Raw genomic sequence first — 22,004 nt, 5'->3', positions numbered from 1 at the left:
CGCACCGCCTCCTGCCCCGCCGCTTCGGCCGGGCTCAGCGCGTTGCGGGCGATCGCCGCGAGCACGGGGGCCGTGACGAAGTCCGCTTTCGAGAGAACTTCGCCGCGTTCGACGGTGCGGGCGAGAACCGGCGCGGCTTCCCCGGCAGGAATTGCCGTGGCGGCGGCCAGCGCAGGGGCGAGGAGGAGAGCGGCGAGCATGGCGTCAGGCGACCTGGGTCGAGGTCTGGAGCATCTCGTCGGCCGTCTTCAGCACGCGGCTGTTCATCTCGTAGGCGCGCTGGGCGGTGATCAGCGAGGTGATTTCCGAGACGGGATTGACGTTCGAGGCTTCGACGAAGCCCTGGCTCAGCGTGCCGAATGCGGGCTGGCCGGGGGTCGAGACGGTGGGCTGGCCCGAAGCGCCGGTTTCGAGGAACAGGTTACCGCCGATGGCCTCCAGGCCCGCTTCGTTGACGAACGTGGCGAGTTCGAGCTGGCCCACGGTCTGCATCTGCGCCTGGCCGGCTGTCTTCACCTGGACTTCGCCGGTCTTGGAAATCGTCACGTCGAGCGAGCCCTGAGGGATCGTGATGTTCGGCTGGACGAGATAGCCGTCGCTGGTGACGAGTTCGCCCTGGTCGGAAAGCTGGAATGAACCGGCGCGGGTATAGGCCAGGTCGCCCGAGGGCAGGGTGATCTGGAAGTAGCCGGGGCCGTCGATCGCCATGTCATAGGTGTTGCCGGTATTGGTCATCGCGCCCTGTTCGGTGATGCGATAGACGCCGCCGGTGCGCACGCCGGCGCCGATCTGGATGCCGGTCGGGACCTTGGTGCCGGTGTCGCTGGTGTTGGCGCCGGGGCGCGAGACTTGCTGATAGAGCAGGTCCTGGAACTCCGCCCGCTGCCGCTTGAACGCGGTGGTGTTCATGTTGGCGATGTTGTTCGAGATGACGTCGACGTTGGTCTGTTGGGCAAGCATGCCCGTCGAAGCGATGGAGAGCGAACGCATGATGGTTCCTTCTTGAGAATGGAGGCGTTACGGGAAGCGTTCAACCAACCCGGCTCAGCCGGTCGATGGCGCGCTTGCGCATGTCGTTGAGGTCGGCGGAGAGGCGCTGGCTGGTCTGGTAGGATCGCAGGATCTCGACCATGTGCGTGGTCTCGGTAATCGGCTCGACGTTGGAGGCTTCCACGCCGCCGGTCTTGAGCTTGGTCTGCGCCGCGCCCAGCATGCGGCCGTTGGCGCCGGTGAGCATGCCGTCGCCGCGCGGCTCCAGCATGTTCTCGTCGGCGAAGTCGGTTACCGCCAGGCGGCCGACCGGACCGTCCCCGGCCATGACCGTGCCATCCTCGGTGATGGAGACCTGGTTCTTGAGCTCGGCGGGGATGACGATCGGCTGGCCATTCGGATCCAGCAGACGCTGGCCGCCGGACGTTTCCAGCTCGCCGGTGCTCGAGATCTTCACGAAGCCCGCGCGCGTATAGGCGACGCCGCCCTCCGGCGTCTCGACGTTGAGGTAGCCCGGGCCGTCGATCATCACGTCGAGCGCGTTGCCCGTCGACTGGAAGGCGCCTTGCGAGGCGTCGTGCACGGCGCCGTAGTCGAGCACGAAGGACGTCTTGCGGGCATCCTCCACCGGCGCATCCTTCACGGTCTCGACAAATTCGTGGAACAGCGCCTGCTCGCGCTTGTACCCCACGGTACTGGTGTTCGCCATGTTGTTGGCGGTGATGTCGAGCTGGCGGCGCAGGGCCTGCTCGTGGCTCAGCAGAACGAAGGAAGAGACGTCCATTCGGGCACCTTGCGAAAAAGTTCCAGATATTCGGCGCTAGGCAGATTTTGCCGCTCAGCTTTCCTATAATAGAGGCGAAATCGCGAAAGCGGATGCGCAGACACCATTTCGGTGAAGGGGGCGCATCCCGACAGCCAAGGGGATGAAAGTGTCCAGCGACGACGTGATCGACATTACGGCGGTCGATGTGCCGGAGCCCAAGAAGTCCGGGCGTAAAATGCTGGTGATCGGCGGGGCCGCGGTCCTGGCGCTGCTGGCCGGCGGCGGCGGGGCATGGTGGTTCATGCGTGGCGGCGAGAGCGGCGGTCACGAGGCCGCGGCGGAACCGTCCAAGGGTGAAGGCGACGCCTCATCCTATATCGAAGTGCCGCCGATGATCGTCAATCTGCGCGGTGGGGACAGCCAGGCACGGTTCCTGAAGCTGCGTTTCATCATCGTGGCGGCGGACGGCAAGGCCGAGAAGGTCAAGGCCAAGCTGCCTGCGGTGCTCGATGCCCTGCAGCCCTTCCTGCGCGAACTGCGGCCGGACGATCTCAACGGGTCGGCCGCCGTGTTCCGCATCAAGGAGGAGATGATGACCCGCGCCACCCAGGCGCTGGGCGCCGGCATGGTCAAGGACGTGTTGATCCAGGACCTCGTCCAGCAATGAGCGACGATTTCGACGACTTCGTCCTTCCGGATCCCCCCAAGATGGGCGCGATCAACGACGACATGTTCGACCAGGACAGCATCGATGCGCTGTTCGGGTTCGACAGCGATGCGCCGGTCCAGCCCAAGAGCGGGCTGAAGGCGATGATCGAATCCAACGTGATCAGCCACGAGCGGCTGCCCATGCTGGAAGTGGTCTGCGAACGCATGGTGCGCTCCTTCGCCACCAGCATGCGCAATCTCACCTCGGACGCGATCGACGTCAGCCTGGAGGAAATCACCTCGACCCGCTTCGGCGAGTTCATGAACCGCGTGGCGCTGCCGGCGATGTTCGGCGTGTTCCAGGTGAAGGAGTGGGAGAACTACGGCGTCGTCACCGTCGATTCCGGCCTGATCTACGCCGTCGTCGACGCGCTGCTCGGCGGCCGCAAGGGGTCGCGCCCGATGCGCGTCGAAGGCCGCGCCTTCACCACCATCGAGACCATGCTGGTCTCCAAGATGGTGCAACTGGCGCTCGACGACCTCTCGCAAGCCTTCGAGGCGATCGAGCCCGTGAACATGGAGGTCGAGCGCATGGAGTCCAGCCCTCGCTTCGCCGCCATCGCCGGGCCGAGCAACATCGCCGCCGTCGCCACCTTCCGTGTCGACATGGAAGGGCGCGGGGGCAAGTTCTCCGTGCTTCTTCCCTATGCGACGATCGAGCCGGTGCGCGACAAGCTGCTGCAACGGTTCATGGGCGAGAAGCTCGGCCGCGACCGCATGTGGGCCACGCATATGGCCAGCGAACTTTACAATACCGAAGTCACCGTGGACGTCGTGCTCGGCGAAAAGCTCATGAGCCTGCGCGACGTGATGACTCTCAAGGTGGGGCAGACGATCGCCCTCAGCCACAGCCCGAACGATGCGCTTCAGGTCCAGTGCGGCGGTGTCCCGCTGGGCCGCGCGCATATCGGCCAGCGTTCGAGCAATATCGCCATTCGCATGGCCACTGACATTTCCAAGGGGTATCCGAAATGACCTTCGCCACAACGATCAATGTCGTGCTGATCCTGCTCTGCGTCTCCGTGCTCGTGCAGAGCGCGCGGATGAGCCGCCGCCTGCGCACGCTGCGCGACACCCAGCTTGCCGAGGGCGTGGCCCAGATCGAAAAGGCGACGGGCCAGGCCCGCGCGGTTCTGGGCGACCTCAAGCGCGTGCTTTCGACCGACGGCCAGGCCCAGGCGACCGCCATCGCCGCCGCCGAGGAAATCCGCGACGAACTGACCCTGATGGTCGGCATCGGCAATGCCGTGGCCGACCGTATCATGGACGCAGCCGCGCAGACCCCCAAGGTCGAGGAAAAGGCGCCGAAGAAGCGCGCCGTGCGCAAGCCGCGCACCACCAAGCCGAAGGCCGCGCCCAAGTCGACCGATGCCGAGCAGGTCGTCGCCGGCATTCTCGAAGCCGAGAAGACCGCCGCGGCACCGACCCGCACGCGTTCGCGCCGCAAGGTCGCGGTTCCCGCCGCGATCAACGATGCCAGCGGCGTCGTGCGCGACATCGCCACGGCCCGTGCCTCGCGTGAAAGCGCCGTTGCATGAAACTGCCCGGTGCCTCGGGGCTGATGGGCGGCGTGATGGCACCCCTGCGCGGGCTCGTGACGCCCTCGCGGCTGATCCTGGGCGTGGCCGGGGTGGCGGCGGTGGCCAATGCCATCGCGCTTGCGGCGCCGCCCCTGGATGCCGGCAAGGGCGACTCCGGTCGCCTCGGCGCGTCCCTCCAGGACGCCAGCGCGCAGCGTGACCGCGTGCTGGCGTCCGAGCGCCGCAAGCTGGAGATGCGGGAACAGGCGGTCAAGGCGAGCGAGGCGCGCCTGGCCGGTCAGGCACAGCAGAACCAGGCTGCCGCTGCCGCCTCGCCCGCAGGCAAGGGTGGTGCCGCCGAGCCGGAAGTGCCTTACGACAATCTCGCGCGCATCTACCAGACGATGAAGCCGCAGCGCGCCGCGCCGATCTTCGAAAAGCTCGATATCGAGGTGCAGGCGCAAGTCGCCCGCCGCATGCGCGAGCGCGCCACGGCGCAGATCATGGCATATATGTCGCCGGGTTCGGCCGTCGAACTGTCGATGGCGCTCGCGGGGCGCAAGGTCATCAAGGCCTCGCCGCCACCGGTCCCGCAGCCCAGGCGCGGCAAGCCGCAGGCGCTGGCGGCCGTGGGCAAGCCGGCGGAACCGGTCGCCAAGTAAGCGTTTCCGCATGCACCAAAAAGGCCCCTGTCCAATCCGGACGGGGGCCTTTTTTCATCCCGTCGTCCCGGACCTGATCCGGGACGACGATGGAACTTCGGCCGATGTTCAGCCTTCGTCGGCCGAGACTTTCACGATCAGCACTTTCTCGATCCCCTTGTCGAGCCGCTTGATCGGCGGCGCGATCATGGCGGAGAGGCGCGCCACATTGACCGGCGTATAGGGTGAGGCATGGAGCCGGGCGAACTCGATCGCGGCCGCCAAGGAGGCGGCGCGCAGTTCGGGCATGCGCTTGGCCAGACCTGCCGCGTCATCGGCCGACTTCGTCTTCACCGCGATGGACAGATGGAGCACGCCGTCGATCCGGCCGCTGTCGACGATGGGAGCGTCGATCGGCTCCATCACCAGAAACGAAGGATCGGGCGGCGGTATCGGATCGGCCTTCTTGGTGTCCGCAAGGGCCGGTGCGGCCGCCGCGACCGCCGCAGCAAGCAGGGCCGCGAGCCGAAAGGCGCTGCGGGCCGGCGGCAAGGCTCTGCGCGGAAAGGCGGAAGACGGCATCGATGACTCCAGATCGGGCCGGGCGGAGCGGACCGTCCAGCGGCTTCTCCCTCTATAATAGAACGAAACCCCAGGAGTCAGGTTAACATGAGCGACGATCGGCGTCCGGCCAAAGTCAGGGTCTTTTCTTCCGGCGCGCCGGATGGGAATGCCCCGTCCGGGGCGAATGCACCGAACCCGGGCCGGCGCCGGACCGATCCTCCCCAGATGGCTGCGGGCGAGGCGCTCGCCGCGACCGATGTCGGCAAGCGGGGCGGCCTCTTGTGGGTGTCGCTCGCGGTCCTGCTGTTCCTGATCGGCAGTGCGCTGGGCGGCGTGCTCTATGCCGCCTCGGTCCTGTTCCCGGGAGCCCTGTTGTGATCCTTGCCCGACTGCTTGCCACCGCCGCGCTCCTGCCCAGCGCCGCGCTGCTCGCCGCACCTGTGGCTTCTCCCATTCCGGCGCCGGCACCGACCGCCAAGCCGCCCGCCCGGCCGGGCGCCAAAGCCGTGACATTGCCGCCCGCCCCGCGCCTTCCGGGCTTCGCCGCCGACCTTGCCCAGCAGCCGGCGGTCGTGGGACCGGCGGCCTGGGCGAAGCTGTCCGAGGCGGAAGCCTGGGAGCGCCTTGCCCGCGTGCCTCGACCCGAACGGCAGCAGGCGCGCTGGAACTATGCGCGCAGCCTGATCGGCCAGGAGCGCGGCGGAGAAGCCTTCGGCGTGCTGGAGGTCATGCGGCAGGACGATCCCGACCTGGAGATGGTCGACACCTTCCGCCTGGCCCAGGGCGCGGCCCTGACACTGCTCCGACGCTATCCGGATGCGCTGTCCGCGCTCGGCGCGCCGGGCTTGGGCGTGAATCCGGAGGCCTGTGCCTGGCGGCTTCGTGCCCTGGCCCAGAGCGCCATGGGAGAACAGGCGCTGCAGCAACTCGGCTGCGCGCGTCCGGCTCTCGCGACTCCTCGGCCCAAGGCCTTCGTGCTGGCCGCTGCCAGGGCGGCGGTGGAAGGCGGAGCACCGGAGAAGGCCATGCAATGGCTCGCCCCGCTGCCCGATCGCGATCCGGCAGCCAATCTCTACCGCGGCCGCGCCGAACTGGCGCAGGGCCATGCCGACCAGGCCCGCCTGCGTTTTGCGCGGGTCGAGCGCTCCGGGACGATGGAGCAGCGCATGGATGCGCGGCTCAGCGAGGTGGAATCCGAAGTGGCGCACAAGGCCGTCGGGCCGGAGGCGGCGCTGAAGCGGCTCGACGCGATACGCTATGCCTGGCGCGGCGATGCCATCGAGGAACGCGCCCTGCGCCTGACCTACAAGCTCTACGATGCGCGCGGCGATCTGTCGGGCGCACTCGCGGCAGGAGCGGCGCTGTTCCGTTATCACGATGCCGCGCGCCAGGGCCCGGACTTCGTGCCGGGCCTGCGCACGAAGCTGGCCACGGCGCTCGATCCTGCCCGCAAGCTGCCGCTGGACAAGGCTGCGGGGCTCTACTGGGACTACCGCGATATCGCGCCCGGCGGGGCCGAGGGCGACCTCATGGCCAGCCACCTCGCCGAACGGCTGCAGCAGGCCGGCCTCTACGAACGCGCCGGCGACCTGCTGACCTATCAGCTCTTCGTGCGCGCGGGCGACCTTGCGCGCGGTCCGCTTTCGGCGCGGGTGGCGACGCTGTTCATTCTGGCGGGCCGTCCCGACCGCGCGCTGGAGACTTTGCGCAAGTCGGACGATCCGTCGTTCCCCGATGCCATGATTGCCGCGCGCAAGCGCGTCGAGGCCGCCGCGCTCAGCCAGATCGGCCGCATCGACGAGGCCATGGCAGTGCTTCAGGACGTGCCCGACGCGGATACCCTGCGGGCCGAGATCCTGTGGAAGCAGCGCGACTGGAGCCGCTATGCGGAAGCTTCCGCCGCAGGTCTGCCCAAAGGCCGCGCGCTGGACGCCGTGGCACAGGCCGTGGTGCTTCGCCATGCGATCTCGCTGGCCATGCTCGGCCGCGAGGAGGGCCTTGCCGGGCTTCACGCGCGCTATGCGGGCGCGTTCCGGGGGCTGCCTTCCGCGCCGATCTTCGAGATGCTGACGGGCAATCCCCAGGAGGCCAACGGCCCGCAACTGGCCCGGGCCATGGCGGCCATGCCCTCGGCCAGCCCGGCGGGCGAATTCGCCGACTTGCTCGAACGCGCGCCGGGCAGCGCCGCACCGAAAGGCTGACGGTCGAGCACCCCGTCTCTTGAATGCGGTACAACGAACCAAGAAAAGGGCGCCGGGAGAGATCCCGGCGCCCTTTTCCGTCAGGCTGGAATGTCGCCCGGAGGCGACTACTTCAGGAAACTGGCCAGCGACATGGAATTGAGCTGGGCGAAGACCGAATAGCTCGCTTCCAGGATGGTCTTGCGCTGGGTTATGTCGATGGCGACTTGCCCCAGATCCGCATCCTCGACCGAACCGATCAGCTCCTTGAAGAGATCGATGCGGTCGTCCGCGCGGTCCGTCAGGTTGTCGAGCTTGTTCTGGTTGCGGCCATTGGTGGCATTGACCGTGCGGACGTCCTTGAGGCCGACGTCGAGCTGGGACAGGGCATCGGTGATCGCTTGCTTCTGCGCATCGGTCAGCTTCTCGCCGAACGGACCTGCTTCGGCCAGGGTGCGGAAGGCGGGGATCAGGTTTCCGGCGACCTCGCTGGCGCCGATGCCATGTTCAAGGTCGATGTTCTCGCCGACGCGGGTGGACTGGCGCACGTTGTCGTTGGTGAAGGCATCGGCGGCATCGAGGCCGATCGTGTCCTGCAGCGTCTTGGGCACGAAAGGCGTGCTGGAGGTCTGCGATCCGGCGAAGAGCGGCACGCCGCCTTCGCCGGAATTGAGCGCGGTGCGTACGTCACCGAAGGCGCTTTCGATGGCGGCCTGGAGGCCGGGCGAATCGCCGGTGCCGATCGCATCGAGCAACTGCTTGCTGAGGTCGGACAGTGAGGAATCGATCTGGTTGAGATGCGCGTCGTAGAGCGAGAGCGTCGTGGAGACGCGGCCGGCATTGCTCTTGTAGGCTTCCTGCTGGGCCATCATCGAGCGGGCCGACAGGGTGCGCACGGCATCGAGGCCGAGGCCGGCATAGTCCGTCGCCTTCTTGCCCGAGTTGAGCTGGAGCTGGCTGGTCGCGAGGTTTTCCTGCGAACGTGCTATGCCGCTGGCAAGCGTGCGCTGGAGAGGGATCGTCGCTACGCGGGTCATCGTCTGGTCCTCGTCTTTCGAATTTAGCGGATCATGCCGAGCAAGGTGTCGTACATGTCGGAGGCCGTGGTCATGACGCGGGCCGCGGCCGAATAGCTGTTCTGCAGGACGACCATCTGCGCCAGCTCCTCGTCGACATTGACGCCCGAGAAGGAATCGCGGCGGTCCAGCGCGTCGCCGAGCCGCGAGGAGGCGTCCTTGTAGTTGGTCTGGGCAAGCGAGGCTTGCGAACCGGCACTGCCGAGCAGGCGATTGGCGAAATTGCCGATCGTGGAACTGCCGTCCTTGCCGAAGTCCGCCGCCGCCGAAAGGGCATCGACGAAACCCGAGACGTTCCGGATGTCGCCGGAGCCGATCGCCTTTTCGCCCACGGCTGCGTTCAGTTGCAGCAGCGCCAGCGGCAGCTTGGTCGGGTCCGCCAGGATGCCCGCGGGCACTTCGGCCGAGCCGAGACCGCTGGCCGCGCCGGTCAGTCCCGAAAGCGCGGAGAAGGAGAGCCCGGTGCCGGCGCGATTGGTCGAATCGGATGGAATCGAGATCGTCGAGCCGGCGCTGGCGGAATTGCTGTTGAACTGGACGCGGCCCTTGTCGTCCAGCGCGAAGCTGCCGTAGGCCGACAGCGGACTGGCGTTGAGTTCGCTCACCAGATCGCCCCAGGTCGATCCCGTCGATCCCGTCAGGGTGTATTCTTTCAGGACTTTGCCGGTGGGATCGCGCAGGACGATCTGCGCGGTTTCGCCGGGGCCGAAGCCATGCGGATCGCTTGCGGAGAAGCCCGGAGGCGTCAAGGCGCTGGTGTCCGAGCGGATCATGTTGTTGAGTCCGAAGAACTGCGAGAAGCCCACGCCTCCCCGACTGCTGGGCGTCGTCGGATCCTGCGCGATGGCGATGCCGTTCGCGCTGGAAGCCGTGCCGATCGAAAGCACGCCGTCGGTGAAGCTGGCGCTGCCGTCAGGCGCGAGCCCGGCATTGATCGCGGCGACGGCGTCGTCGACCGTCGCCGTGGGGCCGAGCGCGTCGAAGTCGATCGTGGTCTTGGACACCAGCGTGCCGTCCTTGGCGACGACGGCGAAAGTCGCCTTGCCGGTGAAGCCGAGGCGGTCGGTGCCGATCAGGCCGTTCGGCGCACCGGTGAGCGATTGCGGCGGGGGCATGGTGGTGCCCTCGTTGGCGACTTTGTTCAGCGTCTCGGCAAGCCCGCTGAAAAGCTGGCCGAGCTGTTCCGAGAAGTTGGGCAGGGCGCGGTCGCGAATGTCGAGCAATCCGCCCAGCTTGCCGCCGACGGCGGTGGAATCGATCTTCTCTCCGGTCGAAGCGCCCATGACGCCGTTGTCCGAGGCGAAGCGGATGTCGATGGCCGGATAAGTCGCCTGCGAGGCGGCGGCGCCCGAAGGATAGCTGAGCTGGCGCAGGCGCTTGTCGAGCAGCACCTGGCCCGAGGCGGTGTCGATGGTCACGCGGCCGTCGCTCTGTTCGCGCACGGTCACGTCCATCATGCCGCTCAGTTCCTCCAGCGCGGACATGCGCTCGTCGGCGGGGCCGGAAACGCTCTTGCCGAGGCCCTGGAGGCGAGCGACTTCGCTGTTGAGGTCGTGGATCTTCTTCAGCAGGACATTGGCCCGGTCTACGGTGTCGGACACTTCGCTCTCGACGTCGGCCTGAAGGTTGGAGACGTCCTTCTGGAGCTGGTTGATGCCCTGGATCGTGTCGGATACATTGCCGGTGAACAGGGCGATCGACTGTGCCGAACCCTGGAGACTGGCGATCTGCGAGACCGACGTGGTGATGGCGGTCAGGCGCGCGGCGATGCCGGATTTGGAATCGGTGGAGCCGAGCAGCGATTGCAGGCGGTCGAGGTAGTTCGAAGTCGCCTCGGTCCGCCCGGCATTGCCCGCGCGCTGGTAGACGGCGTTCTCCAGGAACTTGTCCGCCACGCGCGAGGGTTCGCCGACCACGACCCCGTTGACCTTCCCGCCGGCCACGCCGGTGGAGAGCGCCGGCTTCTGCCTTGCGTAGCCCACCGTATTGACGTTGGCGATATTGTTGGAAACCGTCGCCATTCCGGATTGAGAGGCCGAGAGGCCGGACATAGCGGAATTGAGTATCTGGTTGAGGGACACGGGTCTGGTCTTCCTGAATGTATCGCTCGGGAGGGAAGGTCGAAAGTCGGGTGAAAAGCGCCGGAACCGGCGCTTTTCCGGATCAGCGCTTCAGGTTGCTGACTTCCTGGAGCATGTCGTCGACCGTCGTGATGATCTTCGACGAGGCGCTGTAGGCGCGCTGGAACAGGATCATGTTGGAGAACTCGGACGCCAGATCGACGTTCGAGGCTTCCAGCACGCCCGCCGCGATCGAGCCGCCGCCGAGAGCTCCCGGCTGGTTGATCGCGACGTTGCCCGAAGTGGCCGAAGCGACATAGGCATTGCCGCTGGTGCGGGTCAGGCCGTCCGGGTTCTGGAAGGTGGCGATGGGCAGCTGGTAGATCGCGCGGGTGGTGCCGTCGTCGAACACGGCGCTGACGATGCCGGTGTCCGAGATCTCGACGGAGGCCACGGTACCGAGCACGCCGCCGTCCACGCTCGATGAGAGCAGGGCGGAATCGCTGCCGAACTGGGTCAGGCCGTTCAGCCCGCCATCGGTGCCGAGGCCGAGCGTGATCGGCGTCGAGCCGGCGCCGTTGGACCAGCCGATATCGAGGTTGGCGAAGAGCGCAGGGTCCGAACCAGCAAGGTCGAGGCTGCCGTCGGCGTTGAACTTCACGGAGCCGCTGGCGAGCACGCCGTCGGTGATCGCCGTGCCGTTCGAGCTGGCGATCTGGGCAGGATCGCCCGAAACTTCGGCAACCCACTCGTTGGCGGCGGTCTTGACGAAGTTGAAGGTCAGGCTGTGCGCCGTTCCCTGTGCGTCGTAGACTTCCACGGAGCGCGAGAACTGCGGAGAGAGTGCGCCGGAGGCCATCGAACCGCGCACGTAGGCGCCGGTGATCGGCGTTGCGGTGGAATCGAGGTTCGCACGCATCGCGATCTTGGTGGTCGGCAGCGCGGCACCCGTCAGCGCGTTCGGCCGGATCGGCTCCAGCGAGGTGAAGCTGCCGTTGTTGGTGTAGTTGCCGCTGGCGTCGAGCGGCCAGCCGGTCAGGTAGTAGCCTGCCGTATTGCGCAGATAGCCGTCGGCGTCAGGCGTGAACGAACCGGCGCGGGTATAGGCGATCTGGCCGCTGGTGTCGGCGCTGGACCGTACGACGAAGAAGCCGGCGCCGTCGATGCCGATGTCGGTCAGGCTGCTGGACGCCTGAAGCAGGCCCTGCTTGGAGATGAGCGCCTTGGGCGCGGCCGTGACGCCGCCGGCCGAATAGCTGCTTTTCATCTTGCCGTCGGTGACGAGCGTCTGGAACTGGGCGGAAACGCCCTTGTAGCCGATGGTGTTGACGTTGGTGATGTTGTCCGCGACGGTCGCCATGGCGCTCGCCTGCGCGCCAAGACCGGAAACGCCGGCGTAAAGAGCTGAATAAAGGCTCATTTCATTCTCCTGTGCGTGTCGGCCGGCAAGGTATGGCGTACCGGCCACCGAACAGAGGCATTGTAGGAAGAATGTCGCGCCGGGCGGATCGCGGCTTGGAAAATTTATGGTCTTCCGCCACGGACTTGACGCGGTCATCCTATAATTGAGGCAGATGTCACGGGGGCAATTGACATGACACTTCGCATTTCGCTTCGCAACGGGGAGCCGGTCATCGTGAACGGCGCGGTTCTGCGCGCCGTCGGTCGTACCGACCTGGTGGTCGAGAACGAGACCACGATCCTGCGCGGACGCGACGTAATGAAGCCGGAAGAAGCCACTTCTCCGGCGCGCCAGCTCTACTTCGCCTGCATGATGGCCTATATCGATCCGGCCGACCTCTCGCGCCACCAGCAGGTTCTGCTGGCGCGGCTGGAGGCGCTGATGACGGCGCTGGAGACGGCCGAGGCCAAGGCGGTGTGCATCCGCTTCGCGCAGAAAGTGGCGACCGGGCAATTCTATAATGCGTTGGCGGACTGCCGTTGGCTGATCGGCTACGAATCCGACGCGCTCTCGCGCCTGGAGGCCGCTTCGGCCCCGTCTTCGGACGCGCCGCAGCTCGCCGCCGAATCGGCGCCTGCCGCCTGAGCCGGAAGAGGGCGCCATGGCCAGTCTCGCCGCCGCTGCCGCGGGTCTTCGCCTGCTCACGCCCGACCGGCGTTACGGCCGGGTCGTGGCCGTGCGCGGCGCGCTGATCGAGGTGGAGGGGCTCTCGGGCGCCGCCCAGATCGGCTCCCGCGTCACGCTCAATTCGCCCACCGGGCAGGTCGAGGCGGAAGTGACCGGTCTCGATCGGGGCATTGCCCATTGCATGCCGTTCAGCGAGCCGCAGGGCATCGCCTCGGGATCGCGCGCCGACCTTTCCGCCAGCCAGTTCGCCCTGCGGCCCTCTAGCGGATGGCTTGGCCGCATGGTCGATGGCCTGGGCCGCCCCGTCGATGGCCTGGGGCCGCTCGAACAAGGCGCGATGCTGCGCAAGATCAAGGCCTCACCGCCGCCCGCCTCGGCGCGGGCGCGGGTTGGCGAGCGCCTTTCCACCGGCGTTCGCGCGCTGGATCTGTTCGCGCCGCTCTGCCGGGGCCAGCGCCTCGGTCTCTTTGCAGGCTCGGGCGTCGGCAAGTCGGTGCTGCTTTCGATGCTGGCGCGCTGGACCGAGTGCGACGTGGCGGTGATCGGCCTGATCGGCGAGCGCGGCCGCGAGGTGCAGGAATTCGTGCAGGACGATCTCGGCGAGGAGGGCCTGGCCCGCAGCGTCGTCGTCGTCGCCACTTCCGATGAGCCCGCGCTGATGCGGCGCCAGGCCGCCTGGACCACCCTGACCGTCGCCGAGCACTTTCGCGACCAGGGTCTCAACGTGCTGTGCCTCATGGATTCGGTCACCCGCTTCGCCATGGCGCAGCGCGAGATCGGCCTCGCCAGCGGCGAACCGCCCGCGACCAAGGGCTATACGCCCACCGTCTTCGCAGAACTGCCGCGCCTGCTGGAGCGGGCCGGCCCGGGCCTGCCGGGGCAGGGCGCGATCACCGGCCTGTTCACCGTGCTGGTGGATGGCGACGATCACAACGAGCCGGTGGCGGACGCCGTGCGCGGCATTCTCGACGGGCACATCGTCATCACTCGCCAGATCGCCGAGCGCGGCCGCTATCCCGCGATCGACGTGCTCAAGTCGGTGTCGCGAACCCTGCCGCACTGCCTGGGCGAGGAAGAGAACCATATCCGCCTCGCCGCGCGGCGTGAGATGGCGACCTACAAGGACATGGAAGAAATGGTCCGCCTCGGGGCATACCGCGCCGGGTCTAGCGCGGAAGTCGACCGTGCCGTGGCGCTGGCCCCACGCATCGAGGATCTGCTCAAGCAGGGCAAGCAGGACCGGGGCTTCGCGCAGGAGAGTTTCGAAGCGCTGGCGGCGCTGATGGAGGTCCCGGATGAAGACACCCTATGACGCCGCGCTGCGGGTGCAGCAGCGCGAGATCGACGAGATGAGCGCGGCGATCAGCACCCATTCGGGTGTGCTGAGCGAAGTCGAGAGGGCGCGGGACCGCGTCTCGATGTCGATGACCCGAGAAGCCGATCTGGCGGCCGGCGACCTGGCGGTCTGCTCCCATGCCTATCTCCAGCGGATGCGCGGCGAACGGCGGCAACTGGCGACGCGGCAACGCGTGCTGAAGGCCCGGCTGGACGAACTGCGCGACATGGCGGTGGATGCCTATGGCACCTTCCGCGCGATCGAGACGGCGGCCAGCGGCTACCGGCAGGATGCCGAGCGCGTGATCGCCAATGCCGAGCAGGCGGGGATCGACGATTTCGCCGCCATGTCGTTCATCAAGGCGCGGCGCGCGGTGCGCCGTGAGGATTCGTGATGATCGAAGGCGGCACCGCGTCGGTTCTCGGGTCGCAGGCCAGCCTTCAGGGGCTGACGCCGGCGCAGAAAGCGCAAGTGATCTATACGCAGGCACGCAGCGAACTCTCGGGCCGCCTGTGGCGCGCGGCGCTCGGCGGCGGCGAGGACGAGAAGCGGGCTGGAGCTCTTGTCGACAAGCGTTCCGATCCGATGAGCCTCGACGGCCTGCTGGCCTTGCTCGACGAACGGACCAAGGCGGCCACCGGCCAGCCTGCCGCATCGGAGCAGGGCTTTCCGAGAGCCCCCGCCGCAGATCCCTCCTGTAATTCGCAGGTCGGCGTCTGGGAACGCTTCGCCCGGCAGCAGGATAGCGAGGGCAACGGCAGTTCCGGCAGTGGTTCCGAGGGCGCCCTGTCGATGCAGGGCAGCCCCAATGCGCGCTATTCCGGCATTCTCGGCTCGGCGGCATCGCGCACCGGGATCCCTGCGGCGGCCCTGGCCACCATCGTCAATGCCGAAGCGGCCAAGGGCTCGGACGGGCGCTGGCTGCCCTATTCCCGTAACCCGCGGTCCAGCGCGGCGGGTATCGGCCAGTTCCTCAACAAGACCTGGGAAGGTCAGGCCGAGCGCGAAGGCACCTGGCTTCATGCCTACGCGCAGCAGAACGGGTGGCTGAACGCGCGCGGCCAGGTTCGCAGCGAGAGCCGGGGCGCGCTGCTGGCGCTGCGCTACGATCCGCAGGCTTCGATCGAGACGATCGCCGACTATGCCCGGACCAACCTCGATTCCCTCCGCGGCTCCGGCGTGCGCATCGGCGGCGGCGTGATCGAACTCGCGCAGGCCGCCTACCTTGGCCATCATCTGGGACTTGGCGACGCCACGCGGTTTCTGAAAGGCGGGCTCTCGCCTGAACGGGCGCGCACTTTGCTGAACGCACAAGTCGGGACGTCGAACGCGAATCGCCGGATCGAAATGGCGGGCAGCGCCGTTGCCGCGCACCGTTCGTGGCTGCTCGATTACGTCGGCCGCAACATCCGCCCGGAACGCTTCTCGGCATAATTGCGGGCCGGAATGCCTCGATTTTCCGACGAACCGGGCAAAATTATAGGAAATGTAGGAAAACGGTTTATAGGATTAACCTTCCATTCAGAAATTCGCGAGACAACGGACTTCGTTGAAGCGGAGCAGCGGCGATGGGCGCCCGGGGCTCCACTCTGACCGGGGGTTCACATGTCGAAGATCACCATCGCTCTGGAAACGGCGGTTGCGACCGTCCGGGCGAACATGCCGGCCGAAGGGCAGGCACAGACGGCGCGTCAGCGCGTCATCGTGGATCGCGCCTTCGCGCAGATCATCAAGCTGATCGCGCCGCGCATCCGTCATTTCATTCGCCAGTACGGCCTCGTCGCCCATTGGGACGACGCCGAGCAGGTCTGCGCCATCGCCGTCCATCGCGGCATCCAGGCCTACGACCCGGAGAAGGCGCAGTTCACCACTTTCGTGAACTGGCAGATCCGCGGCGAGCTTCAGAGCCTGCGCTTCCGACTGATGACCGACCAGCGTCCTTCCGCCAAGAAGGTGGAAGCGGTTACCGTTTCGCTGGATGCCATCGGCGTGGGCGAAGACGGCGAAGGCCAGTCGATCGTGGCGTCCATCGAGGACGAAGACGCCCTGGAACGCACGGAATCCGGCGCTTCGGACTATCTCGCACGCCAGGCCATGGCATCGCTCACCGACAGCTACGTCGATCATCTGCGCAACATCGGCGTCGAGCGGATCCGCCGCAAGGCGCAGCCGAAGAAGGCGCCGCGTGCCGAAGCGGGCGCCCGCCGTTCCGTGTGGCGCGCCGGCAAGGCAGGCCTCGATCCCGCCGAACTGGCCGAGCTGGAAGAGCGTCTTGAGCACAATCGCCGCGTGGTCGAGGGGCGTCTTTTCGAGACCTCGGCATTCGACATGAGCGACGACGACAGCGGCGTCGCCAAGGAGCGGGTGCGCCAGATCGCCAAGCGTGCTGCCAAGACCATGGGCGATCTTGCCGGCGCCGATCCGCGCTTCACGATGATGGCCGAATATCGCCAGGCGATGCTGGCCGCTCCTGCCGCCGCGCATTGACCGAAAGGCCGGCGGCGGCCAAGGCACGCTGCCGGAAAGCCTGTCATCTCCTTGCAGAATGTGCTCGAAGCGAAGTTGGGAAAATTAGACAGCACTGCTGGTAAAAACCGATCTTCGGACGCTGCAGCTACCGTCATTATCCTATAATGAGCGGCAACTTCTGGAGATCGTGATGACTGCCTGCCTGTTCCACCCGGTCCACGAGGATCGGGCTCCTTCGCTCCCACCGTTTCGCGCCCGTGCGCTGGCGGTACTGACGGGTGGAGGGATGCTTCTGGCTCTGGCGGGGCATAGCACCGCCGCCCGCGCCGACGGCTTGCTGGAAAAGGCGGTGGGGAGCCCGGAAGGGCTGACGATCAAGGGCGAAGTCCGTGCCCGCGCCGAGGGTATCGACGGCCAGTTCCGCCCCCGGATAGCGACGGACGACGCCATGTTCTCGCTCAAGACCACGCTTCAGGTGGAATATGACGGCGGCCCATGGCGCATCGGCGGGGAGCTTTGGGACGCGCGGGCCTATGGCGAGAAATCCAATTCCTCCGCCGGGACGGGCGAAGTGGACGCGATGGAAATGGTCCAGGCCTACGTCGGGCTGGACTTCGGCCTGGGCGGCGGCTCCAAGGCGCAAGTGACGGCCGGGCGCTTCACCATGAACCTGGGATCGCGCCGACTGGTGGCGCGGCAGGCCTTCCGCAACACCACCAATGCGTTCACCGGCGTCAACTTCCAGTGGAAGGGCCGCGGCGGTGATCAGCTGACTCTGCTCTGGGCCATGCCGCAGCTGCGCCTGCCCGACGATATCGAGGGCGTCCACGACAATTCGGTCAAGTGGGACAAGGAGACCACTGGGCTCCAGTTCTTCGGCGGCTCGCTGACGAAGGTGGGCGTCCTCGGCGGCTCGCTGGAGATCTACGGCTATGGCCTGGCGGAACGCGACGGTGCCGATCGGCCTACCCGCAACCGCCACATCTTCACCCCCGGCCTGCGCGCTTTCCGCGCGCCCAAGACGGGCCGCTTCGACTACGATGTGGAAGGCGCGTACCAGTTCGGCCGGACCCGCGCGACGACCGCCCCGACCGATCGCACCGACCTCGACGTTTCCGCCTACTTCATCCATGCCGAGGCCGGCAGGACTTTCGCGGCAGGCTGGAAGCCGCGCCTGTCGCTCGATTTCGATATCGCCAGCGGCGACCGTTCGGACGGGAAGACCTTCAATCGCTTCGACACGCTGTTCGGCGCGCGCCGCTTCGACTTCGGCCCCACCGGCCTGTTCGGCGCTGTCGGCCGGTTCAACACGATCTCCGGCGGTGCCCGCGTGGAAGTGAAGCCGGACAGCAAGTCCGACATCATGATCATGTACCGCGCGCTCTGGCTGGACTCGGCCACGGACAGTTTTTCCAACACCGGGGTGAGGGATGCCTCCGGGAAGAGCGGCAGCTTCGGCGCGCATCAGATCGAAGCGCGCTACCGCCGCACGCTCATCCCCGAAGTGCTGCGCGTCGATACCGGCGTCGCTTATCTCGCCAAGGGCCGCTTCCTGGAGCGTGCACCTAACGCGCCGCAGACCGGCGACACGAGGTACGGCTACGTCGACCTCTATTTCGACTTCTGACCAAATCTCCGGGGCAGTAGATCCAGAGGCCGTTCACGGTCGCTGGATCGCCCAGGGACCTTCTGAAAATCAAACGATCGCTCAGTCCATCGGCACCAGGCCGGCCGCGAAGGCGATGCGCAGGACTTCGGAGAGGCTGCGGACCTGCAGCTTCTCCATCAGCTTCGCACGGTAGATCTCGACCGTGCGCGGGCTGATGTCGAGAGCGTGGGCGATGATCTTGTTCGACTGCCCGTCGATCAGCCCCCGCAGCACGTCCAGCTCGCGCGAGGAGAGCTGTTCCAGCAGCGAAATGGCCTTCGCCTTGCGCTGCTCCTCGGCCGTGGAGGCGGCCTGCTGCGTGAAGGCGGCTTCCACCGCGGTCATCAGCTTGAGGTGATCGCAGGGTTTCTCGATGAAGTCGATCGCGCCCAGCTTCATTGCCTGGACCGCCACCGACACGTCGCCCTCGCCCGTGAGGACGATGGGCACGAAGCGGGTCGGCCGCCCGCCCACGGTGCTCAGCACCTGGAGGCCCGAGGCGCCCGGCATCTGCAGATCCAGCAGCAGGCAGCCCGGTTCCAGCAGGGGGGCCGATTCTAGAAAGCTGTCGCCGGAATCGAAGCAGCGGATCTCGCTCTCGCCGATCATCGAGAGCAGGTACTCCAGCGACGTGCGCACGGCGAGGTCGTCGTCGACGATGTAGATGCGCCGGGTGGTCATCCTGCCTTCAACTCCAGCTCCGCGAAAGTCGGCAGGGTGAATTCCACCGCCGCGCCACCGTCCGGGACGTTGCGCAGGGAAAAGCAGCCGCCATGTGCCTCGACGATGCGTCGGCAGATCGACAGGCCCAGGCCCATGCCGTTCACCTTGGTGGAGGAAAAGGTCTCGAACGGGCGATTTATGATGGCCTCGGGCAGACCGGGGCCATTGTCGATAACACTGACCATGATGTGACCATCGTTCAGTTGGCGGGTCGAGATGATGATTTCCGGCTGCCTGTCGTTGAGGCCCGCGAGCGCGTCGAAGGCATTGTTGAGGAGGTTCACCAGCACCTGCTGTATTTGGATGCGATCGGCAAGGACGGATGGCGCCGCGACGCTGGGGCGATAGCGGAGCCGCACGCCCGGCGCGCGGCGGCGCGATCGCGCGAGTTGCAGGGTTTCGCCGATCACTTCCTCAAGCGGCTCGGCCTGGATGTCGAGTTCGCCCTTCGCCGCGAAAGCGCGCATGCGGCGGATGATCGACCCGGCGCGCAACACTTCCTGGCGCGCGAGTTCCAGCATGCAGCGCACTTGCTCGGGATCGCCCTCGCGGGCCATCATCAGGTCGATGGCGCCCAGCAGATTGGAAGTCGCGGTCAGGGGCTGGTTCAGCTCGTGCGCCAAGCCCGCGCCCATCTCGCCCATGGCACTGGCCCGCGAGGCATGGAGGAGCTGTTCGCGCAGTTCGTTGATGCGGGCCTGGGCCGCCAGTTGCTCGCGCAAGTTGCGGATGAAGGCTATGGCGATGCGCTGGTTGCCGACTTCGGCCGCGCCGATGGCGATCTCGATCGGCAACTCGTTGCCGTGGCGGTCCAGCCCGGCGGTAATGCGCGTCTCGGCGGCGCCGTCCTGGCCCGGCACGACCGGCTTGCCGGAAGGACGCACGTAGCGGGGCAGGAGCAGGCGGACGTCCTGGCCCAGCACTTCGGTGGCCGCATAGCCGAACAGGGTTTCCGCCGTTGCCGAGAACGAGCGGATGCGCCCGTCGCCATCGATGGTGATCATCGCTTCCGGCACGGTCTCCAGGATCGAGCGCAGTTCGGATTCCCGCGATTTGAGCATCTCGGCGCGCTGTTCGCGCTCGGTGGCGTCCATGACGATACCGATCATCGAGATATCGCCCTCGCCGGGGCCGTGATGGATATGGGCGGTGCCCTCGACCACTTTGGCGATACCGCCTTCCACGGCGACGAGGCGGAAGGGGTGGCGGCCGGCGGGCCAGGTCTCGGGTGGTCCGGGCGTGTGGAAAGTGGTGCCGAAGGTGGCGCGCAAGTGCTGCTTCCAGGCTTCGATCCCGCCTTCGAACGCGCCCGGCGCCAAGGCGAACAACCGCTCGGCATGGCCGTGGAAGACGAAGCGGTCGGTGGCCAGCGACCACTCGAAGATGCCGAGTTCGTGCAGGTCGATCGCCAGCGAAAGGCGCGCGTCGCTGGCCAGGACCGCACGCTCGGCCTGGGTGCGGGCAGTGATGTCGGTCATCGAATGGACCACCATCGGCGGCAGGTCGGACCTTGGCTGCACCGCCTGGCAGCTATGCAGCACGCGCAGGGCCCTGCCGTCGCGGCGATAGGCGGTCACTTCGTTCTCGTGACGGGCGCCGCCGAGCAGTGCTTCGATACCGGCCGCGGAGATCGGCGGCGTGCCGGTCAGTTTCTGCTGGAAGCGGCCCAGCGCCTGTTCCGAGGTCCAGCCGTAGAGCCGCTCGCAACCGGCCGACCAGCGCAGGATCCGGCCGTCGACATCGGTGATCGAGACCGGCGCGGAGTCGAGAGCCAGGTTCACCGCCGAGCGCGCGCCGCTTTCGCGGGCGATGCGCATCCAGGCCCAGGCGATCAGCCCGCACGACAACGCCACTTGAGCAACAGCCTGGACGATCTCGATCATCTCCGCCGAGGCATGGCCGGCGCGCTCGGCCCAGAAATGGCCGAGGGCCGAAACCACCGGCATCGAGACGCAGAGCAGGAGGCAGGTCTGGATCGTCGCGGAGCCGAAGCCGCAATCGGGGCTGCCCGGCCAGGCGTACTGACGCCGCAACGCGACCACGGCGATGGCCAGCAGGCAGATCGTCAGGGCGCTGGGCAGGGACATGAGCGCATAACGCGTTTCGGGACCGGGCGTGCTCATGCCCAGCGGCAGCAGCGTCCCGGAGATCGCGGCGGCGGCGATGGCGACGCAGGAGAATACCACCGAGAGACGGCGCACGGCTGGCGCGCGAGATATGACCGCCAGCGAGGCGAGGGCCAGAAGCAGGATGCCCAGCGCAGGCAAAACGCCGGGGCGGCCGGGATAGGACCGGAACTGATGGACGACGCTGCCGGGGAACAGCAGACGGTCGATGCCCAGCGACAGGCCGGAAAGCTCCTGCGCCAGGGCGGAGCAGCCGATCAGCAGGGGAAGGGCCATGACCCAGCCCGTGAAGCCGCGCCGCGACGTGCCGCTCAGCAGGATGCCGAAGCCTATGGTCATGAAGGCGACGGCGGTCAGCGGCTGCATCCGGTAGCCGCCGAAGAACCCGCCGGAAAGCCCCGCAAGCCCGAAGGCCCAGCCGCACAAGGCCAGGACGCAGACAAGTTGCGCCGCCAGGACAAGGGCGGGAACGATCGGAGTCATCCTCACAGGAAGCGACCCGCCCAAGCGCTGCGGCGGTGGATTCAGTTCCTGCATTCCGACCCGTTTATTGCACCTTGCGTTCAAGGCTCCAAGGCGGTCCGGCGAATAGACTTTTGTACGTTTTTGTAAATAGACGGTATACCAGCCGATCCCTCGCGGTTCCGGCAATTCGGCAATAAGCGCTTGATTACCGGTTCTAAAAATTATGGAGAGCTGGTTTTAAGTGATTGCCCTTAGTTGCCGGTGCCGTTCTCGTTTGCCAGACCTTCGATGATCGCCCGGTTGACTACGATCAGGTCGTCTATGGTATCGTGTCCGGTAATTACCTCGGACGTATACTTATCAACCCACAGTCCGATCGAGATGATCCGCGCGCGCAAGTCGTCGGGCAACTGATTGCCCTGGGCCGCGCACATCGAGGAAAAGGTGGACCAGGCCACGCGATTGCGGTGGAGCGCCGGCGCCAGTTGGGCTCCGCTCAGGCCGGCATCGCGCGCGGCGATCATCTCGCCGGTGATCTGGCTCATGAGCCGGTATTCGTTCCGGCGCGGGGTAGCGGCGATCTGTTGCACGCGTTGGTAGGCATTGAGTGACATGATGGCTCCAGCAAGGACGTCCGCCCCTC

21 protein-coding genes and 1 pseudogene are annotated in these 22,004 nt (G+C 66.9%); 12 read left to right on the top strand and 10 right to left on the bottom strand.

What is annotated here, in order from left to right; translation table 11 throughout:
• The 3 genes and pseudogenes from L284_RS30320 to L284_RS30310 all read right to left on the bottom strand — a co-directional run.
• Positions 1 to 200, bottom strand: a pseudogene (locus L284_RS30320) (flagellar basal body P-ring formation chaperone FlgA); the annotation flags it as partial.
• 4 nt (positions 201 to 204) lie between these two features.
• The gene (flgG, locus tag L284_RS30315) at positions 205 to 990 is read right to left on the bottom strand and encodes a flagellar basal-body rod protein FlgG (protein WP_021233070.1); all 786 of its coding nucleotides are present in this window, start codon (positions 988 to 990) and stop codon (positions 205 to 207) included.
• A gap of 40 nt (positions 991 to 1,030) precedes the next feature.
• Positions 1,031 to 1,774, bottom strand: coding sequence for a flagellar hook-basal body complex protein (locus L284_RS30310; RefSeq protein ID WP_021233069.1), 744 nt, complete (start codon positions 1,772 to 1,774; stop codon positions 1,031 to 1,033).
• Positions 1,775 to 1,922: 148 nt separating this feature from the next.
• On the opposite strand from L284_RS30310, the gene L284_RS30305 reads away from it, so the two are divergent.
• The 4 genes from L284_RS30305 to L284_RS30290 are packed head-to-tail and all read left to right on the top strand — an operon-like array spanning position 1,923 to position 4,646.
• Positions 1,923 to 2,423 carry a flagellar basal body-associated FliL family protein gene (locus L284_RS30305; RefSeq protein ID WP_031341627.1) on the top strand — a complete coding sequence of 167 codons (501 nt, stop codon included), beginning with the start codon at positions 1,923 to 1,925 and terminating at the stop codon, positions 2,421 to 2,423.
• Positions 2,420 to 3,439 (top strand): flagellar motor switch protein FliM, encoded by a 1,020-nt coding sequence (fliM, locus tag L284_RS30300; protein ID WP_021233067.1) that lies wholly within the window; start codon positions 2,420 to 2,422, stop codon positions 3,437 to 3,439. The genes L284_RS30305 and fliM overlap by 4 nt, the downstream gene beginning before the upstream one ends.
• A complete protein-coding gene (locus L284_RS46800; RefSeq protein WP_021233066.1) occupies positions 3,436 to 4,002 on the top strand; it encodes a DUF6468 domain-containing protein in 567 nt (188 codons plus the stop codon). The genes fliM and L284_RS46800 overlap by 4 nt, the downstream gene beginning before the upstream one ends.
• Entirely contained in the window at positions 3,999 to 4,646 is a 648-nt protein-coding gene (locus L284_RS30290) for a MotE family protein (protein ID WP_021233065.1), read from the top strand. Before L284_RS46800 ends, L284_RS30290 begins: the two co-directional genes overlap by 4 nt.
• A 108-nt stretch (positions 4,647 to 4,754) precedes the next feature.
• On the opposite strand, the gene L284_RS30285 is transcribed toward L284_RS30290, so the two are convergent.
• Complete coding sequence (locus L284_RS30285; RefSeq protein WP_052018335.1) at positions 4,755 to 5,207, bottom strand: hypothetical protein; 453 nt, start codon at positions 5,205 to 5,207, stop codon at positions 4,755 to 4,757.
• Between the two features lie 87 nt (positions 5,208 to 5,294).
• On the opposite strand from L284_RS30285, the gene L284_RS30280 reads away from it, so the two are divergent.
• Together L284_RS30280 and L284_RS30275 are read left to right on the top strand one after the other, a co-directional pair.
• Positions 5,295 to 5,567 (top strand): hypothetical protein, encoded by a 273-nt coding sequence (locus tag L284_RS30280; protein ID WP_021233063.1) that lies wholly within the window; start codon positions 5,295 to 5,297, stop codon positions 5,565 to 5,567.
• Positions 5,564 to 7,390 carry a hypothetical protein gene (locus L284_RS30275; RefSeq protein WP_021233062.1) on the top strand — a complete coding sequence of 609 codons (1,827 nt, stop codon included), beginning with the start codon at positions 5,564 to 5,566 and terminating at the stop codon, positions 7,388 to 7,390. The genes L284_RS30280 and L284_RS30275 overlap by 4 nt, the downstream gene beginning before the upstream one ends.
• A gap of 107 nt (positions 7,391 to 7,497) precedes the next feature.
• On the opposite strand, the gene L284_RS30270 is transcribed toward L284_RS30275, so the two are convergent.
• The 3 genes from L284_RS30270 to flgE form a co-directional block, all read right to left on the bottom strand.
• Positions 7,498 to 8,406 carry a flagellin gene (locus L284_RS30270; protein WP_021233061.1) on the bottom strand — a complete coding sequence of 303 codons (909 nt, stop codon included), beginning with the start codon at positions 8,404 to 8,406 and terminating at the stop codon, positions 7,498 to 7,500.
• Between the two features lie 23 nt (positions 8,407 to 8,429).
• Positions 8,430 to 10,526 carry a flagellar hook-associated protein FlgK gene (flgK, locus tag L284_RS30265; RefSeq protein ID WP_031341622.1) on the bottom strand — a complete coding sequence of 699 codons (2,097 nt, stop codon included), beginning with the start codon at positions 10,524 to 10,526 and terminating at the stop codon, positions 8,430 to 8,432.
• Between the two features lie 82 nt (positions 10,527 to 10,608).
• A complete protein-coding gene (gene flgE / locus L284_RS30260; protein ID WP_021233059.1) occupies positions 10,609 to 11,925 on the bottom strand; it encodes a flagellar hook protein FlgE in 1,317 nt (438 codons plus the stop codon).
• Positions 11,926 to 12,099: 174 nt separating this feature from the next.
• On the opposite strand from flgE, the gene L284_RS30255 reads away from it, so the two are divergent.
• The 6 genes from L284_RS30255 to L284_RS30230 all read left to right on the top strand — a co-directional run bounded on the left by L284_RS30255 (position 12,100) and on the right by L284_RS30230 (position 18,026).
• Positions 12,100 to 12,552 carry a flagellar biosynthesis repressor FlbT gene (locus tag L284_RS30255; protein WP_021233058.1) on the top strand — a complete coding sequence of 151 codons (453 nt, stop codon included), beginning with the start codon at positions 12,100 to 12,102 and terminating at the stop codon, positions 12,550 to 12,552.
• A 16-nt stretch (positions 12,553 to 12,568) separates the two neighbouring features.
• Positions 12,569 to 13,906: a flagellar protein export ATPase FliI gene (gene fliI, locus L284_RS30250; protein WP_021233057.1), complete on the top strand. Its 1,338-nt coding sequence runs from the start codon at positions 12,569 to 12,571 to the stop codon at positions 13,904 to 13,906.
• Positions 13,890 to 14,324, top strand: coding sequence for a hypothetical protein (locus L284_RS30245; RefSeq protein ID WP_021233056.1), 435 nt, complete (start codon positions 13,890 to 13,892; stop codon positions 14,322 to 14,324). The genes fliI and L284_RS30245 overlap by 17 nt, the downstream gene beginning before the upstream one ends.
• On the top strand, positions 14,324 to 15,364 hold the full coding sequence (locus L284_RS30240) for a hypothetical protein (RefSeq protein WP_021233055.1): 1,041 nt from the start codon (positions 14,324 to 14,326) through the stop codon (positions 15,362 to 15,364). The genes L284_RS30245 and L284_RS30240 overlap by 1 nt, the downstream gene beginning before the upstream one ends.
• A 171-nt stretch (positions 15,365 to 15,535) precedes the next feature.
• Entirely contained in the window at positions 15,536 to 16,417 is an 882-nt protein-coding gene (locus L284_RS30235) for a sigma-70 family RNA polymerase sigma factor (RefSeq protein WP_021233054.1), read from the top strand.
• A gap of 172 nt (positions 16,418 to 16,589) precedes the next feature.
• On the top strand, positions 16,590 to 18,026 hold the full coding sequence (locus L284_RS30230) for an alginate export family protein (RefSeq protein ID WP_081673912.1): 1,437 nt from the start codon (positions 16,590 to 16,592) through the stop codon (positions 18,024 to 18,026).
• 81 nt (positions 18,027 to 18,107) lie between these two features.
• Here the strand turns inward: L284_RS30230 and L284_RS30225 are convergent, their stop codons facing one another.
• The 3 genes from L284_RS30225 to flaF all read right to left on the bottom strand — a co-directional run bounded on the left by L284_RS30225 (position 18,108) and on the right by flaF (position 21,975).
• A complete protein-coding gene (locus tag L284_RS30225; RefSeq protein ID WP_021233052.1) occupies positions 18,108 to 18,728 on the bottom strand; it encodes a response regulator transcription factor in 621 nt (206 codons plus the stop codon).
• Entirely contained in the window at positions 18,725 to 21,379 is a 2,655-nt protein-coding gene (locus L284_RS46795) for a PAS domain-containing sensor histidine kinase (RefSeq protein WP_160172097.1), read from the bottom strand. The genes L284_RS30225 and L284_RS46795 overlap by 4 nt, the downstream gene beginning before the upstream one ends.
• Before the next feature lie 233 nt (positions 21,380 to 21,612).
• Positions 21,613 to 21,975 carry a flagellar biosynthesis regulator FlaF gene (gene flaF, locus L284_RS30220; RefSeq protein ID WP_021233050.1) on the bottom strand — a complete coding sequence of 121 codons (363 nt, stop codon included), beginning with the start codon at positions 21,973 to 21,975 and terminating at the stop codon, positions 21,613 to 21,615.
• Positions 21,976 to 22,004 lie beyond the last annotated feature (29 nt).

The organism is Novosphingobium lindaniclasticum LE124, from assembly GCF_000445125.1.
Lineage (GTDB): Bacteria > Pseudomonadota > Alphaproteobacteria > Sphingomonadales > Sphingomonadaceae > Novosphingobium > Novosphingobium lindaniclasticum.
Note: the sequence above shows the minus strand (reverse complement) of the source record. Positions and strands in the feature narration are given on the sequence as shown.